The 15,204-nt window shown below is 66.5% G+C and carries 17 protein-coding genes; 11 read left to right on the forward strand and 6 right to left on the reverse strand.

Annotated elements, in window-relative coordinates; all coding sequences use genetic code 11:
- Positions 1-33: 33 nt before the first annotated feature.
- Entirely contained in the window at positions 34-2,016 is a 1,983-nt protein-coding gene (gene parE, locus ABIB28_RS04565) for a DNA topoisomerase IV subunit B (RefSeq protein ID WP_354286694.1), read from the reverse strand.
- A 171-nt stretch (positions 2,017-2,187) separates the two neighbouring features.
- Between parE and ABIB28_RS04570 the strand changes: the two genes are divergently transcribed.
- On the forward strand, positions 2,188-3,057 hold the full coding sequence (locus ABIB28_RS04570) for an outer membrane protein (protein ID WP_354286696.1): 870 nt from the start codon (positions 2,188-2,190) through the stop codon (positions 3,055-3,057).
- Positions 3,058-3,167: 110 nt separating this feature from the next.
- On the opposite strand, the gene ABIB28_RS04575 is transcribed toward ABIB28_RS04570, so the two are convergent.
- Positions 3,168-3,929, reverse strand: a complete 762-nt coding sequence (locus tag ABIB28_RS04575) for a GcrA family cell cycle regulator (RefSeq protein ID WP_354286698.1) — start codon at positions 3,927-3,929, stop codon at positions 3,168-3,170.
- Between the two features lie 63 nt (positions 3,930-3,992).
- Between ABIB28_RS04575 and ABIB28_RS04580 the strand changes: the two genes are divergently transcribed.
- From ABIB28_RS04580 to queE, 8 genes are all read left to right on the forward strand, one after another.
- The gene (locus tag ABIB28_RS04580) at positions 3,993-4,841 is read left to right on the forward strand and encodes an ABC transporter permease (protein ID WP_133189749.1); all 849 of its coding nucleotides are present in this window, start codon (positions 3,993-3,995) and stop codon (positions 4,839-4,841) included.
- Between the two features lie 53 nt (positions 4,842-4,894).
- Positions 4,895-5,605: an efflux RND transporter periplasmic adaptor subunit gene (locus tag ABIB28_RS04585; protein ID WP_354286700.1), complete on the forward strand. Its 711-nt coding sequence runs from the start codon at positions 4,895-4,897 to the stop codon at positions 5,603-5,605.
- A 108-nt stretch (positions 5,606-5,713) separates the two neighbouring features.
- Positions 5,714-6,913, forward strand: a complete 1,200-nt coding sequence (locus ABIB28_RS04590; protein ID WP_133189745.1) for an aspartate aminotransferase family protein — start codon at positions 5,714-5,716, stop codon at positions 6,911-6,913.
- A 157-nt stretch (positions 6,914-7,070) separates the two neighbouring features.
- A complete protein-coding gene (gene argF / locus ABIB28_RS04595; RefSeq protein ID WP_354286702.1) occupies positions 7,071-7,988 on the forward strand; it encodes an ornithine carbamoyltransferase in 918 nt (305 codons plus the stop codon).
- Between the two features lie 112 nt (positions 7,989-8,100).
- A complete protein-coding gene (gene hslO / locus ABIB28_RS04600; protein WP_354286704.1) occupies positions 8,101-9,015 on the forward strand; it encodes an Hsp33 family molecular chaperone HslO in 915 nt (304 codons plus the stop codon).
- A gap of 91 nt (positions 9,016-9,106) precedes the next feature.
- Positions 9,107-9,538 (forward strand): DUF3617 domain-containing protein, encoded by a 432-nt coding sequence (locus tag ABIB28_RS04605; RefSeq protein WP_354286706.1) that lies wholly within the window; start codon positions 9,107-9,109, stop codon positions 9,536-9,538.
- Positions 9,539-9,718: 180 nt separating this feature from the next.
- On the forward strand, positions 9,719-10,429 hold the full coding sequence (gene queC / locus ABIB28_RS04610; protein ID WP_133189737.1) for a 7-cyano-7-deazaguanine synthase QueC: 711 nt from the start codon (positions 9,719-9,721) through the stop codon (positions 10,427-10,429).
- Between the two features lie 4 nt (positions 10,430-10,433).
- Positions 10,434-11,066, forward strand: coding sequence for a 7-carboxy-7-deazaguanine synthase (gene queE, locus ABIB28_RS04615; protein ID WP_354286708.1), 633 nt, complete (start codon positions 10,434-10,436; stop codon positions 11,064-11,066).
- A gap of 21 nt (positions 11,067-11,087) precedes the next feature.
- Here the strand turns inward: queE and ABIB28_RS04620 are convergent, their stop codons facing one another.
- The 3 genes from ABIB28_RS04620 to lipB all read right to left on the reverse strand — a co-directional run bounded on the left by ABIB28_RS04620 (position 11,088) and on the right by lipB (position 12,960).
- On the reverse strand, positions 11,088-11,765 hold the full coding sequence (locus tag ABIB28_RS04620; RefSeq protein WP_354286710.1) for a hypothetical protein: 678 nt from the start codon (positions 11,763-11,765) through the stop codon (positions 11,088-11,090).
- 162 nt (positions 11,766-11,927) lie between these two features.
- Positions 11,928-12,188: a hypothetical protein gene (locus ABIB28_RS04625; protein WP_189675372.1), complete on the reverse strand. Its 261-nt coding sequence runs from the start codon at positions 12,186-12,188 to the stop codon at positions 11,928-11,930.
- Between the two features lie 88 nt (positions 12,189-12,276).
- Positions 12,277-12,960, reverse strand: a complete 684-nt coding sequence (gene lipB, locus ABIB28_RS04630; protein WP_354286712.1) for a lipoyl(octanoyl) transferase LipB — start codon at positions 12,958-12,960, stop codon at positions 12,277-12,279.
- A 113-nt stretch (positions 12,961-13,073) separates the two neighbouring features.
- Between lipB and ABIB28_RS04635 the strand changes: the two genes are divergently transcribed.
- Positions 13,074-13,904, forward strand: a complete 831-nt coding sequence (locus ABIB28_RS04635; protein WP_354286714.1) for a DUF7847 domain-containing protein — start codon at positions 13,074-13,076, stop codon at positions 13,902-13,904.
- Positions 13,901-14,641, forward strand: coding sequence for a hypothetical protein (locus ABIB28_RS04640; protein WP_354286716.1), 741 nt, complete (start codon positions 13,901-13,903; stop codon positions 14,639-14,641). Before ABIB28_RS04635 ends, ABIB28_RS04640 begins: the two co-directional genes overlap by 4 nt.
- Here ABIB28_RS04640 and ABIB28_RS04645 read toward each other — a convergent pair.
- Positions 14,614-15,204 (reverse strand): GNAT family N-acetyltransferase, encoded by a 591-nt coding sequence (locus ABIB28_RS04645; protein WP_354286718.1) that lies wholly within the window; start codon positions 15,202-15,204, stop codon positions 14,614-14,616. The genes ABIB28_RS04640 and ABIB28_RS04645 overlap by 28 nt on opposite strands.

Below are 15,204 nucleotides of genomic sequence, written 5' to 3' on the forward strand. Positions count from 1 at the left end.
GTATCGCAGTGGTGCGGGGTCGGGAAGCCTCGCTCAGGCGTCGATCGCCGCCTCGTCGAGCCGTGCGGCATTTTCCTGGATGAAGGCGAAACGGTGCGCGGGGTTGGTGCCCATCAGCCGGTCGACCAGATCCTTGACGCCCGCACGCTCCTCATATTCCTGCGGCAACGTGATCCGCAGCATCGCGCGCGACTTGGGGTCCATCGTCGTCTCGCGCAGTTGCATCGGGTTCATCTCGCCGAGACCCTTGAAGCGCCCGATCTCGACCTTCTTGCCCTTGAATTCGGTCTTTTCGAGCAGCTCGCGATGCGCGTCGTCCATCGCGTAGAGGCTCTTGGTGCCCGAGGTGAGGCGATAGAGCGGCGGCTGCGCGAGATAGACATGCCCCGCGCGGACGATTTCGGGCATTTCCTGGAAGAAGAAGGTCATCAACAGCGTGGCGATATGCGCGCCGTCGACGTCTGCGTCGGTCATGATGACGACGCGTTCGTAGCGCAGGTTTTCAGCCACGCATGTCTTGCGCGTCCCGCAGCCGAGCGCCTGGATCAGATCGGCGATTTCCGAATTGCCGGCGATCTTGGCCATCGTCGCCGACGCAACGTTGAGGATCTTGCCGCGGATCGGCAGGATCGCCTGCGTCTTGCGGTCGCGCGCCTGCTTGGCCGAACCGCCTGCCGAATCGCCCTCGACGATGAAGATCTCGGTGCCCTCGGGTCCGGCCGAGGCGCAGTCGGTGAGCTTGCCCGGCAGGCGGAGCTTGCGCGCCGACGTCGCGGTCTTGCGCTTGACCTCGCGCTCGGCTTTGCGCGCGAGCCGCTCGTCCATCCGCTCGATGACATAGGTCAACAGCGCCTTGCCGCGCTCCATATTGTTGCTGAGGAAATGGTCGAAATGGTCGCGCACCGCTTTTTCGACGAGCGGCGTCGCCTCGGGGCTCGAAAGCCGGTCCTTGGTCTGGCTCTGGAATTGCGGATCGCGGATGAAGACCGAGAGCATCAGCTCGCTGCCGGTCATGATGTCCTCGGCCGAGATTTCCTTGGCCTTCTTCTGCCCGACCAGCTCGCCGAACGCGCGGATGCCCTTGACGAGCGCGTTGCGCAGGCCCGCTTCGTGCGTGCCGCCATCGGGGGTCGGGATGGTGTTACAATACCAGCTGTACGAGCCGTCGCTCCACAGCGGCCACGCGACCGCACATTCGACGCGACCCGCCGCGCCGGGGAAATCCTGGCGCGTGACGAAGAAGTCGCTCGTCGCGCACTCGCGCGCGCCGACTTGTTCGCGCAAGTGATCGGCAAGGCCACCGGGGAACTGGAACACCGCTTCGGCGGGGGTGTCATCGCCGATCAGCTCGGGCGCGCACTTCCAGCGAATCTCGACGCCCGCGAACAGATACGCCTTCGAGCGCGCGAGCTTGTGCAGTCGCGCGGGCTTGAAGCTCATCTCGGGGCCGAAGATCTGCTCGTCGGGGATGAAGCTGACCATCGTGCCGCGCCGGTTGGGTGCCGCGCCGACATGCTCGATCGGCCCGAGCGTCTCGCCGCGCGAGAAACGCTGGCGGTAGAGCTCGCGGTTGCGCGCGACCTCGACGATCGTGTCCGACGACAGCGCATTGACGACGCTGACGCCGACGCCGTGCAGACCGCCCGACGTCGCATAGGCCTTGCCGTCGAACTTGCCGCCCGAGTGCAGCGTGGACAGAATCACTTCGAGCGCCGACTTGCCGGGAAATTTCGGATGCGGGTCGACCGGGATGCCGCGGCCATTGTCGACGATGATCAGCCGGTTGCCCGGATGCAGCTCGATCTCGATCCGCGTGGCGTGCCCCGCGACGGCTTCGTCCATCGCATTGTCGAGCACTTCGGCGGCGAGATGGTGATAGGCGCGCTCGTCGGTGCCGCCGATATACATGCCCGGTCGGCGGCGGACGGGCTCCAACCCCTCGAGCACCTCGATCGAGGATGCGTCGTAATCGGTCGGCTGGTGTTTGGGGGTGGCGGCGAACAGGTCTTCGGACATGTCCTTGCTATAGGACCGCGGTGGCACCGCTGCCAACCACTGCGTGACGGCGCAGTAGCAGCGGCCGGGTGTGATATTTTCGCATCAACATGACAGAATGTTCATGTCGATGCGGCCAAGCGCCGCGCTCGCACGTCTCTCCTGCGCTGAAGCAGCAACCCAGGAGTTTCCATGCGTACCAAGTCTCTTCTTTCCGGCGCCACCATGCTCGTTGCCGGCCTCGCTTTCGCCGCCCCCGCCCTGGCGCAGGAGGCCGATCCCAAGCCGTTCGACGGCCTGTATGTCGGCGGCACCGTCGGTTTCGACGCGCAGCCCAACGATGTCGGCTCGAGCATCCTGTTCGACCGCAACCGTGACGGCAATTTCAACGAGCTGGTAACGACCGCAGCTGGCGCGAATGCCTTCGCCCCGACCGCCGCGCAGCCCGGCGCCGGTTTCTGCAACGGTCGCGCGACCAGCACCGGCGCGCTGACCGGCTGCACCAACGACAAGGACAATATCAGCTATTCGGGCCGCGTCGGCTTCGACAAGCAGTATGGCCATTTCGTGATCGGCGTCGTCGGCGAGTTCGGCAAGAGCCAGGTGCGTGACAGCGTCTCGGGCTTCAGCACGACGCCTGCCAGCTACGTCATGACGCGCAAGGTCGACTTCGACGCCAATGCCCGCCTGCGCGCCGGCTATGCGTTCGACAAGACGCTGTTCTATGCGACCGGTGGCGGCGCCTATGCCAAGACCAAGTCGAGCTTTGCCACGAGCAACACCGCCAATGCCTTCGCCGACAATGGCAGCCGGCATGACGCATGGGGCTTCGTCGCGGGCGGCGGCATCGAGCAGAAGCTCGGTCGTCACTTCTCGATCGGTCTCGAGTATCTGTACAACCAGTATAAGGACGATGAGTATCGCGTTCGTGTGACGCAGGGCACTGCGCCGGCGACCAATCCGTTCGTGCTCGCACCGAACACTGGCGGTACCGACTTCAAGCGCAGCGACGACAAGTTCCGCTGGCACAGCGTGCGCGCGACCGCGAACTTCCGCTTCTAGGAACCGCGACGCGTCACTCCGGGCGTTTCCCGGGGTGACGAACGCAAGCAAACAAAAAGGGGCGCCCGGCATCTGCCGGGCGCCCCTTTTTCGTAACGCTTCGCGTGCGTTCAGCGCGCGCGCGGGCCGCCGAACGGGAGCGGCGGGGCGGGGCGGCGATCGCGGCGCGGCAGCTGCGCCTGATACGCGTGGCCGCAATGCCCGACGCAATAGGGGAAACCGGGGTTCACGTTCTCGCCGCAGAAGTGGAAGTCGGGTTCGCCCGGGTGGCCGATCGGCCATTTGCAGATCTTGTCGTTGAGATCGAGCAAGGTCGTCTTGCCCGCCATTTCGGCCGAGGGCTTGGCGGGCACGAGGCGGCGCGGCGGCGCTGGCGTGATCGGCGCTTGCTGCTCGCCGGGCGCCTGGCGCAGGAAGCCGCCGGGACCGACCGAGCGCAGGATCGGGGGCGCGGGACGCACGACGACAGGGGCTGCATCGGCCTCATCGGTGTCGTCGTCGCTATCGGCCTCGACCGCGACCTCCTCTTCTTCAGCCTCGTCTTCGATCTCAGCGACCGGGGGCGCTGCGACGACCGCCGGGCGCGGGGCAGGCGGCGCTGGCTTGGGTGCGGGTGCGACCGGGGCCGCGGCCTTGGGTGGTGCTACTGGTGCGGGCGCGGGTGCCGGCGTCGGTGCGGGCGCGGCGGCGGTGGCGGCCGCTGGCTCGTTCGGCTTGACCGGCGAGGGACGCGACTGCAGGCCAAGGCGGTGCGCCTTGCCGATGACGGCATTGCGGCTGACGCCACCGAGTTCCTCGGCGATCTGGCTCGCGGTCTGGCCTGCTTCCCAGCGCTTGCGCAGCGTATCGATGCGTTCGTCGGTCCAGCTCATTCAATTTTCCCAATCGTCATGCCGGGGTTGCGGGCGGCGGCGGCAGTCTTTAGCGACACCCCCATGAGCAGCCAGCCCCCAATCGGCGAAATTCGTACCCAAATGAACGCTCCCGGCGTTCCGGTCATCCGGAATGTCAATTGGGGCGGTCTTCGAACGCTCTATATCAAGGAGGTGCGCCGTTTCTTCAAGGTGCAGCTGCAGACGATCTGGGCGCCGGCGATCACGACGCTGCTGTTCCTGATCATTTTCACCGTCGCGACGGGCGGAAAGCGCCCGGTGATGGTCGGCGGGGTCGCGGTTCCCTTCGCTGATTTCATCGCCCCCGGGCTGATCGTGATGGGCATGCTGCAGAACGCGTTCGCAAATGCGAGCTTCTCGCTGCTGGTTGGCAAGATCCAGGGCACGATCGTCGATTACCTGATGCCGCCGCTGTCGACCGCCGAGTTGCTCGTCGCGATGGTCGGTGGTGCGGTGACGCGCGCGATTTGCGTGGGGCTTGCCGTGTCGGTCGCGATGGCCTTGTGGCCGGGCGTCCATATCGTGCCCGTCCATCCGCTCGCGATCCTGTGGTTCGGGCTGCTCGGCTCGGCGTTCCTGGCGCTGGTCGGGGTGCTGACCTCGATCTGGGCGGAGAAGTTCGATCATGCCGCCGCCGTCCAGAATTTCGTGATCGCGCCGCTGACGCTGCTGTCGGGCACCTTCTATTCGGTCGATACGCTCGCGCCCGCGTTCCGCGCGTTCAGCCATGTGAACCCGTTTTTCTACATCATCTCGGGCTTCCGCTACGGCTTCCTCGGCACCGCCGACTCGCCCGTGCTGGTCGGCGGCGCGGTGATCCTCGCGATCGACGTCGCGCTCGGGACCCTGTGCTACGCGCTGCTGCGCTCGGGCTGGAAGATCAAGAACTGAGGCGTTCCGTGTTGTGCGCGCTTGGCGTAGCGCGCGGGCAGAAGGAGTCGATGATGCGGATCTGGTGCGCGCTGGGAATGGGGCTGCTCGTCGCGGCGTGCGGCAAGGCTGCGCCAAACGCCGTCCCGACGGCGGGGGCGACGGCGCAAGCCCCGCAGGCACCGCAAGTCCGCATCGCACAAGTCGGCGGGACGGTGTTTGCCGCAACCGTCAGCGGACCCGGCACGGTCGCCGCGCGTGCGGTCGAGGCGATGCCGGGGACCGCTGCACCGGGGGCGAAGGCCGCCAACGCCGGCTATGCCCTGCTCGCCACGCTGCCCGCGGCGGACGCGGCGCGCATCACGCTCGGCGCAAGCGCGCAAATCCGCTTTCCGGCATTCCACGGCGATGTCGTCGTCGGGCGCGTGATCCGGATCGCGCCGCCCAAGGCGGGCGCATCGAAGGTCGAAATCACCTTGCCGCGTGATTCGCGTTTCGCCGCTGGCCAGTCGGCAACCGCGCGAATTGTCGCGACGGGCGCGGGCACGACGATGCTCGCGGTCCCGCCGAGCGCGATCCTCGGCCCGCATACAGGCGCGGCGGCGGTCTATGTCGTCGATCTGTCGAGCGCGCGCGTGCAGCGGCGCGCGGTGACGCTCGGCGAACAGACGCCCGACGGCATCGGCGTAAGCGCCGGGCTGCAAAAGGGCGAGTGGGTCGCGCTGACGCGCGTCGATCAACTCGGCGACGGTATGAAGATCGCGCCGGTCGGCCCGTCGCAATAGCGTCTTCCCGGCCGATGCCGCGCGGTGTTGCGCTTGCGGCGGCATCTTCGTAAAACGGGATTCGGGCGACCGGTTGGGTCGCCCTTTTGCTTTTTCAGGAGACGGCCCGTGTCGACCCCCGCTTTGATGCCTGTGTACCCGCGGTGCGGCGTACGCCCGGTGCGAGGCGAAGGCTGCTATCTGTACGGCGAGCAAGGCGAGCAATATCTCGATTTCGCCGCCGGCATCGCGGTCAACGCGCTTGGCCACGGCCACCCCAAATTGGTTGAGGCGATTGCCAAGCAAGCAGCCACGCTGATGCACGTCTCCAATCTCTACGGTTCGCCGCAGGGCGAGCATCTCGCGCAGCGCATCGTCGAGAATTCGTTCGCCGACACGGTGTTCTTCACCAATTCGGGCACCGAAGCGGTCGAATGCGCGATCAAGACCGCGCGGCGCTATCACTATGCCAACGGCAATCCGCAGCGCACGACGCTGATCACCTTCAACAACGCCTTTCACGGGCGCACGATGGGGGCGATCTCGGCGACCAACCAGCCGAAGATGCGCGACGGCTTCGAGCCGCTGCTGCCGGGCTTCGCCTATGCGCCGTTCAACGATCTCGAAGCGGCGCTGGCGCTGATCGACGACACGACCGCCGGCTTCATGGTCGAGACGATCCAGGGCGAGGGCGGCGTCTCGGCATCCACCACCGAGTTCCTGCAAGGGCTGCGCAAGGCGTGCGACGAGCACGGCCTGCTGCTGGTGCTCGACGAGGTCCAGTGCGGTTATGGTCGGACCGGCAAGATGTGGGCGTATGAACATTACGGCATCACCCCCGACATCCTGTCCTCGGCCAAGGGCATCGCCGGCGGTTTCCCGCTCGGCGCGTGCCTCGCGACCGAGGAAGCCGCCAAGGGGATGGTATTCGGCACGCATGGTTCGACCTATGGCGGCAACCCGCTGGCGATGGCGGCGGGCGAGGCGATCCTCGACGTGATGCTCGAGCCGGGCTTCCTCGAGCATGTGACCGCGATGGGCGAGCGGTTGCGCGCCTCGGTCGAACAGATGATGCCGAATTACGACCAGATCTTCGACAGCCTGCGCGGCAAGGGGCTGATGTTCGGGATCAAGCTCAAGGATGCCGTCGTCGCGCGCGATTTCGTGGCGCATCTGCGCGATCATCACGGGCTGCTGACGGTCGCGGCGGGCGAGAACGTCGTCCGCGTCCTGCCGCCGCTGGTGATCGAGGACGCGCATATCGCCGAATTCGTCCAGAAGCTGAGCGACGGCGCGCGCGATTTCACGCCCGTGGCGGTGGCGGCGTGAGCTAAAACTCCCTCTCCCTTTGGGAGAGGGAAGGGGCCCGCTCGGCGCAGCCGGGTGGGAAGGGTGAGGGCAGCGCACGCCAACACCCTGTCCTCACCCTTCCGCGGCTTCGCCGCTCCCTCCCTCTCCCAGAGGGAGAGGGAATTAAGGATTTAGGATGCGTAACTTCCTCTCGCTTTCCGATGCCGGTCCCGATGGCGTGGCCGCGATGCTGGCCGATGCGCTCGATCGCAAGGCGGCGCGTGCCGGCTGGCCCAAGGGCAAGCCCGACGCCGACGCACCGCTCGCCGGCCACACGCTCGCGATGGTGTTTGAAAAGAGCTCGACTCGTACGCGTGTGTCGTTCGACATGGCGATCCGCCAGCTGGGCGGCAGCTCGGTGATCCTCGACTCCGGCACCACCCAGCTCGGCCGTGGCGAGACCGTTGCCGACACCGCGCGCGTGCTGTCGGGCTATTGCGACGCGATCATGCTGCGTACCGACGATCACGCCAAGCTCGAGGAAATGGCGCAGTATGCGACGATCCCCGTCATTAACGGCCTGACCGACGATTCGCATCCGTGCCAGATCATGGCCGACCTGCTGACGATCCTCGAGGCGGGCAAACCGCTCCCGGGGCTCAAGGTCGCCTGGCTCGGCGATGGCAACAACGTCCTCGCCTCGATCGTCGAGGCCGCCGGGCTGATGCAGTTCGACGTCGTCGCGGCGTGCCCGCAAGGGTTCCAGCCCGACGATGCCGTGATCGGCCGCGGCGCGGGGCGCGCGCGCGTCGTCTCGGACCCCGCGGAGGCGGTGGCGGGCGCCGATGTCGTCATCACCGATACCTGGATCTCGATGGGGCAGGCGCATGCCGATACCAAGCTCAAGGCGATGCTGCCGTATCAAGTCGACGCCGCGCTGATGGCGCAGGCCAATCCAGCAGCGGTGTTCCTCCACTGCCTTCCCGCGCATCGCGGCGAGGAGGTGACGCCCGAGGTGATCGACGGGCCGCAATCGCTGATCTGGCCCGAGGCGGAGAACCGGCTTCATGCGCAGAAATCGGTGCTGCGCTGGTGCTTCGGGCAGATCGGTTGAGTTGATTCTGACGCGCGCACTCTTATCTCCCGTCATCCCCGCGATTGCGGGGATCCCGCTGCTCTTGCAGCGCCAGTAGAAGAAGCGGGATCCCCGCTTTTGCGGGGATGACATGGAAAACACCAACAATACCGACACCGACCGCGCGCTCGGCTTCACCATCCCGCAGCGCCACGCGCGCGGTCGCATCGTGCGGCTGGGGCCGGTGCTCGACACCATCCTCGCGGCGCACGCCTATCCGCCCGCGATCGAGGCATTGCTCGCCGAGGCGCTGACGCTCGCCGCGCTGATCGGCTCGACGCTCAAGGATGCCGGCGGTCAGCTGACGATGCAGGCGCAGACGCAGAACGGCATCGTCACGCTGCTGGTGTGCGATTATCGCGGCGGCGAACTGCGCGGCTATGTCCAATACGATGCCGAGCGGCTCGCCGCAGGGCCGGAAGAGCCGAGCCTGTTCGCGCTGTTCGGTGCAGGCTATCTCGCGATCACCTTCGACCAGGTAACCACCGGCGAGCGCTATCAGGGCATCGTCCCGCTCGACGGCAGCTCGCTGAGCGAAGCGGCCGAGCATTATTTCCTCCAGTCCGAGCAGATCCCGACGCTGGTGCGCGTCGGCGTCGGCCGCGCGGCCGATGGCAAGCGCGTCGCGGGCGGGTTGCTGCTCCAGCATCTCCCCGAGGGCGAGGATGGCCGCGAGCGGCTCCACACCCGGCTCGACCATCCCGAGTGGGAACATGTCGCGATCCTGGGTGGGACGATGGCGGCCGATGAGCTTGCCGACCCGGCGCTGCCGCTCGAGACGCTCGTCTGGCGCCTGTTCAACGAGGAGGAGGAAGTCCGCCTCCACGGCGAGACCGCGTTCGCGCGCGGCTGCCGCTGCTCGCCCGATTACATCGCGCAAGTGCTCGGCAAATTCCCGCCATCCGAGCAGCAGGCGATGGCCGATGAGAACGGCGTGATCTTCGTCGATTGCGCGTTTTGCGCGACCAAATTCCCCGTTCCCGCCGCGAGCGAGATCGTTACGTAAACGCATTGTAACAGGGCGGGTGTATCCCCAGATACGCGTCTGGAAGCGAGCCGGCCGCGCAGAGGCGCGCTGCCGGACAGGGATCGATACAATGCAAGTGCGAAACGTGGTGCGCGCGATGATTGCGGGCTTGGCAGCGACGGGCGGCTTGGCCGCCGCAGCGCCAGCGGGTGCGCCGACACTGGCCGCGCTGGCGCGGATCGAACCGGGTGAATGGCAGTTCAAGGCGCTCGATAGCGATGCGCCGCCGCGGTCGATCTGCATCGCCGATGCACGCCCGCTGATTCAGTTCGGGCATGGCAATGCGCAGTGCCAGCACAAAGTCCTGGTCGACGATGCCAATGTCGCGCGGGTGACCTATGTCTGCCCCGGGACCGGCCATGGGCAGACCAGCGTCAAGGTCGCGACGCAGCGCAATTTCAATCTCGAGACGCAGGGCATTTTGCGCGGTGCGCCGTTCGACGAGCAATATGAGGCGCGTCGCGTTGGTGACTGCGCAGCAGGTGTCGCGCGCCTTAAGTGATCGCGGTAAAGGTCTTTTCAATCTTTCGGCACTAGGACGGGTTCGTGCAATTCTTGTGAGCGCACGCTTTTCTCCCAATCGCCCAGAGATGGGCATCCCCTGGGCCGCCTAAGGGCGGCCCGTTTTTCTGACGGGGCTATACTTGCGTAATGCGAGGGCGAGGGGTACCCGCGGGAGATTATGACAAACGAAAACATTTCGGCAGCGCCTGCAGGCGCCGCACCGCTTGCTGTCGTCTTGGTCTCAGGTGGTCTTGATTCGATGGTCGCTGCGGCCTTTGCGCGCGAGGCGGGCTATCGGCTGCTCGCGCTGTCGGTCGATTATAACCAGCGGCATCGGCTCGAGCTCGCTTCGGCGCGGCGGATCGCGCATGTGCTTGGCGCCGAGCGACACGTCATGTTGCCGCTCGATCTCGCGGCGTTCGGCGGATCGGCGCTGACCGCCGATATCGACGTGCCCAAGGACGGCGTCCAGCCGGGGATCCCGGTGACCTACGTACCGGCGCGCAACACGATCTTCCTCAGCCTTGCGCTCGGCTGGGCCGAAGCTGCGGGCGCGCGCGATCTGTTCATCGGCGTCAATGCGCTCGATTATTCGGGCTATCCCGATTGCCGTCCCGAATTCATCGCCGCGTTCGAGGGGCTCGCCGAACTTGCCACCAAGGCAGGCGTCGAGGGCAGCCCGTTCCGCATCCATGCGCCGTTACAGGACATGACCAAGGCCGACATTGTCCGCGAAGCGGCGCGGTTGAAGATCGATCCGGCGCTCAGCTGGTCGTGCTACGACCCCGCGCCGGGTGGGTTGCATTGCGGCGTGTGCGACAGCTGCCGGTTGCGCAAGAAGGGCTTCGCGGAAGCCGGGTTTCCCGATCCCACCGCCTACGCGGTCTGATCCGATGTCGTACGCGGTCAAGGAAATGTTCCTCACGCTGCAGGGCGAAGGCGTGCAGGCCGGGCGGCGCGCGGTGTTCGTCCGCTTTGCCGGGTGCAATCTGTGGTCGGGGCGCGAGCAGGACCGCGCGAGCGCGATTTGCCGCTTCTGCGATACCGATTTCGTCGGGACCGACGGCGCGGGCGGCGCGAAATTCGCCGATGCGGTCGACCTGGTCGCGGCGGTCGCGGACTTCTGGGGCGCTGACCCGGCGCATCGCTTCGTCGTGCTCACCGGCGGCGAGCCGATGCTGCAAGTCGACGATGCCTTGGTCGACACGCTCCACGCCGCGGGTTTCGAGATCGCAATCGAAAGCAACGGGACGCTCGCGGTACATCCCGGGATCGACTGGGTGTGCATCAGCCCCAAGGCCGGGAGCGAAGTTGTCCAGCGCAGCGGCGACGAATTGAAGCTCGTCTGGCCGCAGCCGGGCAGCGATGTCGCCGAGTTCGAAAGCTGGGATTTCGTGCATCATCTGATCCAGCCGCTCGACAGCATCGCTGCCGAGGCCAATCACGCCGCCGCGATCGACCTCGTCATGGCGCGCCCGCAGTGGCGGCTGACGCTGCAGGCGCACAAGGCGCTGGGCCTGCGCTGAGGCAGGCCCCGACGCACCGCGTCAGCGGAACGTCGTCGAGAATTCCCCGCACTTGCGCTGGAGCCAGGTGCCGCGCTTGTCCCAGCACGCGTCGTCGAGCCGCGGCAGCGACAGCCGCGTGTCGACGCGGACGCGGCGCGCGAAGCGTTCCTCGCCAAACGGGATCAGCGCATTGCGCAGCGAACTCATGTCGCGCACCGCGACCTTGTACAGCTCGCCGCGCGGTGCGTAAGCCGCATCGGTCGCGACGGCTGCCGCGGTCTGGCAGAAGCCGAGCTGGGCGTTGACCGTGGTGAACGCCGAATAGGTCTTCGTGCCATAGCGGTCCATCGCCGCCTGGCCGGGCTTGAGGCCCTTGTTTACGCGCGTGAAATATTTGGTCAGGATGTCGAGCGACTTCTTGAACTCGTCCTTATGGTTGATCAGCGAGATGTTGTAATTCTCGACCGTCAACAGGCTCGGTTCGAACTGGCACTGCAGCGCCGCGACGTTGAGCGCCGAGCGCATGTTCCACACCAGGTTCGCACGAACTTCCTCGTCGGTTGCGCCCGGCAGCGTCGGCAGGCCTGGCTCGTCGCCGCGGATCGGCGGGCCACTGAAATCATGCGGTTTGAAAAAGAACTGTGCCGACGCAGGAGTGACGGCGAGGGCGGCGCCCGCGATTGCGGTGATCGCAGCCAGTTTACGCAACACGGTCATTGAAAGCCTCTCGTTAACGATGCTGCGATTACGGCTTTTTGACGCGCAACCCAACTCTTTTCGTTTCATCGCATGCCGATGCCCGGGCGTTCTGCGCTGGAATCGAAAGGGCCGCCCGGTTGCCCGGACGGCCCTCGCGATAATCGTTCCCTGACGGGAAGATTACATTGCGTTGGTGGTGGTCGTGGTCGTGGTGTTCGAGGTCATCATGGTGTCGTTTGCCATCATGCCTTCGTTGCCAGCGGCGTCGGTCGACGTCATCGTGTCGTTGGTCGTCGCGCCCATCGTGTCGGTCGAGTTCATGTCGGTGACCATCGTGTTGTCGGTCGTCGTCGTCTCGGTCTTCGGGGTGCATGCCGAAATCGCGATCGCGGCAACAGCGATCATCGAACCAGCAGCGACCTTGGAAATGAATGCACGCATTGGAAAGCTCCCTAGATAAATGGTTGGTTGGCCTCGAGACCTTTAATACCCAAACCGTGGTGGACATTAGTCCGGAAACGCCTGACCCTCAAGCCCAGTTTTGTTGCCTGATAGAATGAGTTTGCAGGAACGCTGCAAGGCGCAACGCCAAGGCTGCGTCAAAAGTTGCATAATCGGTCGGCCGGCCGAGCATCTCGGCGCTGGTCACCGCGAAGTCGGGGAGGCCGCAAGGCACGATCCCGCCGAAGTGGGCGAGGTTGGGCGAGAGGTTGATCGAAAAGCCGTGGAGCGTCACCCAGCGCCGAACGCGCACGCCGATCGCCCCGATCTTGGCCTCGACCGGGTCGCCGCCGAGCGGGCCAGCGATGTGCGTCCAGATGCCGACGCGGCCCGGAGCACGAAAGGCGGTGATGCCGAGATCGCCGAGCGTGTCGATCACCCAGCCTTCGAGACCGTGGACGAACTGGCGCACGTCACGCCCGCGCTTGTTGAGATCGAGCACGACATAGCCGATCCGCTGCCCGGGGCCGTGATAGGTGTAGCGCCCGCCGCGCCCGGTCTGCACCACCGGGAATTGCGGGTCGCGCAGTTCGCTCGGGTCGGCGCTCGTCCCGCCGGTGTAGACCGCAGGATGTTCGAGCAGCCAGATCAGCTCGCGCGCTCGGCCTTCGACCACCGCCGCGGCACGCGCCTCCATCTCGGCGAGCGCCTCGGCATAGGGGATCGGCGCGGGGGAAATGCGCCATTCGATGTCGTCGCGAAGATCGGTCACCTGCGCGATGTGGCCCGGCTGCAGGCCGGACGCAAGTGATTGGCAAGCGCGGCGGCGTCGGTCTAAGAGCGGGCGCGCGGTCGGGGCCGCGCGGCGAAGCGGGGAGGAACGACGTGAGCGTGACGATGAGCACCGTGTGGGATCGCACCACGGACTGCCTGAGCGAGCGCCGCGCCGCGATGCTGCCGATCGTGCTGCTCGGGCTGTTCGTGCCGCTGGCCCTGATCGGTACGCTGATGCCGCTGATGGGATCGAGCGGGCATGGCGGCGACCTGCTGCTCGGGATCATCGTCTTGCTGCTGTCGCTGCTGACGAGTTGGGCGGGGCTCGCGCTCACCGCGCTCGCGCTCGATCCGGCGATCTCGCGCGCTGCCGCGGTGCAGGCCGCCAATCGGCGCTTCCTGCCCGTGCTCGGGATCGGGCTGGTGACGCTCGCGGTGGTCGTGGTGCTGGCGATGCCGATCGGGATCGTGCTTGGCCTGAGCGGGATGAACATGGCCGCGCTTTCTGCCGGCACGCTGCAGCCGGGCGACGTCAATGGCGGCGCGCTGGCGTTCGTCTCGCTCTACAGTGTTGTGCTGGCCGTGCTGCTGTTCTGGGCCTATGCGCGCTGCGTGGTGCTGGTGACCCCGATCGTGCTCGAGGAGCGGCGCGGATTGGGCGTCTATCGCCGGAGTTTTGAATTGACGCGGCATATCGCGTGGAAGGTGATCGGCGTGGTGATGCTGTACGGCGTGGTTTCGTGGGTCGCCTCGGCGGCGGCCAAGAGCGTATTCGGGACGGTGTTCGCGCTCGTCCTCGGCGGCGAGGGGACCGTCACGCTCGCCAGCATCCTGACGCAGGTCGTCGTCGCTGGCGTCTCGACTCTGTTCTCGCTGCTCGCGGTGGTGTTCCTCGCCAAGCTGTATCTCGCCGCCCGCGAGGCGATCGTCGCGCGCTCATGAAGCTCGATGCTGCCGCCGTGCTGCGCGACGCCTGGGCGATGGCGAAGCGCGATTCCGACCTGTTGATCGCGGTCGGGGGCGTCTTCCTGCTGGTGCCGCGGGTGGCGCAAGTGATGTTCGTCGACCCGACCCCGCCGCTGCCTGCGTCGAGCTCGGATCCGGTCGCGCTGCAGGCGTGGCTCGATGCGGTCGCTCTGTGGTCGAGGCATAACGACCTGCTCGTGCTCGCGCTGACGCTGGCGTCGTTGTTCGGAACGCTGACGCTGCTGCTGCTCTATACCGATCGCGACCGCCCCGATGTCGCCGGCGCGTTGCGCAAGGCTTTGCCGCTGCTGCCGCGCTACATCCTGCTGGCGCTGGTGGTGACCTTTCCCGTCAACATCGCCTCGCTGCTGCTGATTCCGGGCCTGTATCTGAAAGGGCGGCTGATGCCCATCGGCCCGGCCTTCGTCGGCGAGCGGCCGCTCGGCGTGATCGCGGCGTGGCGGCGCAGCTTTGCGCTCACGCGCGGGCATGGCCTCACGCTGATGGCGTTTGCGTGCGTGCCGTTGATTGCGGGCGACGTGCTGGCGCTGCCGTTCGAATTGCTCGGCTCGGCGATGAACGGCGCGCCGATGGCCAACCCAGTCGTCGCTGCAGTGCTCGACGTGTGCAATGGCGGCGCGCGCAGCGTCGCGACGATCGCCGCGATCCTGCTCGAGGTCGCGCTCTACCGGCGGCTCAGAAGCGGAATCTGAGGCGCCGTCTCGGGCGGGAGATGCCCGGTGATGCGCGGATCGGAGAAGGTTTCGATCGTCCGCTGGATCGCGGTGAAGCCTTGCGCGCGGTAGAAATTGAGCGCGCTCGGATGGTCGAGTGTGCAGGTGTGGAGCCAAACGCGCGCGATCCCCTTCGCCCAGGCGCGCGCGAGCGTTTCCGCCATCAGCCAGCGGCCAAAGCCCTGACCCGCAAGTTCGGGGATGAGCGCGAAATACGAGATTTCGCATGTTGCGGGCTGGCGAAAGTCGAGCTCGACCATCCCCACTTCGATCCCCGCGGGATCGACCACGGCATAGACCGCAACGGCCGGATCATGAATAATCGCGCGCAGGGCGGCTTCGTCGATCACGAGGCGCGAGAACCACAGCCACGGCGCGCCGACGCGGCGGAACAAAACGCGGTAGCGATCGGGCGTCGGCGCCTCCCAGCGTGCGAGCCGTAGCCGCGAGGCGGGGAGGGGGCGCAGCGGCGGCTTTTGCCGCATCTCGAGCGTGGTGACGATCGCCGCGACCTCTGCGTCGCGGACCGGTGTCAGCCCCAT

Origin of the sequence: Sphingomonas sp. UYEF23 (assembly GCF_040546165.1) — a bacterium.
In the GTDB taxonomy this organism is placed as follows: Bacteria; Pseudomonadota; Alphaproteobacteria; order Sphingomonadales; family Sphingomonadaceae; genus Sphingomonas; species Sphingomonas glacialis.

Coding starts and splice junctions, on each gene's coding strand:
- parE (WP_354286694.1), bottom strand. CDS start 2,016: ATGTCCGAAGACCTGTTCGCCGCCACCCCCAAACACCAGCCGACCGAT.
- ABIB28_RS04570 (WP_354286696.1), top strand. CDS start 2,188: ATGCGTACCAAGTCTCTTCTTTCCGGCGCCACCATGCTCGTTGCCGGC.
- ABIB28_RS04575 (WP_354286698.1), bottom strand. CDS start 3,929: ATGAGCTGGACCGACGAACGCATCGATACGCTGCGCAAGCGCTGGGAA.
- ABIB28_RS04580 (WP_133189749.1), top strand. CDS start 3,993: ATGAGCAGCCAGCCCCCAATCGGCGAAATTCGTACCCAAATGAACGCT.
- ABIB28_RS04585 (WP_354286700.1), top strand. CDS start 4,895: ATGCGGATCTGGTGCGCGCTGGGAATGGGGCTGCTCGTCGCGGCGTGC.
- argF (WP_354286702.1), top strand. CDS start 7,071: ATGCGTAACTTCCTCTCGCTTTCCGATGCCGGTCCCGATGGCGTGGCC.
- hslO (WP_354286704.1), top strand. CDS start 8,101: ATGGAAAACACCAACAATACCGACACCGACCGCGCGCTCGGCTTCACC.
- ABIB28_RS04605 (WP_354286706.1), top strand. CDS start 9,107: ATGCAAGTGCGAAACGTGGTGCGCGCGATGATTGCGGGCTTGGCAGCG.
- queC (WP_133189737.1), top strand. CDS start 9,719: ATGACAAACGAAAACATTTCGGCAGCGCCTGCAGGCGCCGCACCGCTT.
- queE (WP_354286708.1), top strand. CDS start 10,434: ATGTCGTACGCGGTCAAGGAAATGTTCCTCACGCTGCAGGGCGAAGGC.
- ABIB28_RS04620 (WP_354286710.1), bottom strand. CDS start 11,765: ATGACCGTGTTGCGTAAACTGGCTGCGATCACCGCAATCGCGGGCGCC.
- ABIB28_RS04625 (WP_189675372.1), bottom strand. CDS start 12,188: ATGCGTGCATTCATTTCCAAGGTCGCTGCTGGTTCGATGATCGCTGTT.
- ABIB28_RS04640 (WP_354286716.1), top strand. CDS start 13,901: ATGAAGCTCGATGCTGCCGCCGTGCTGCGCGACGCCTGGGCGATGGCG.
- ABIB28_RS04645 (WP_354286718.1), bottom strand. CDS start 15,204: ATGGGGCTGACACCGGTCCGCGACGCAGAGGTCGCGGCGATCGTCACC.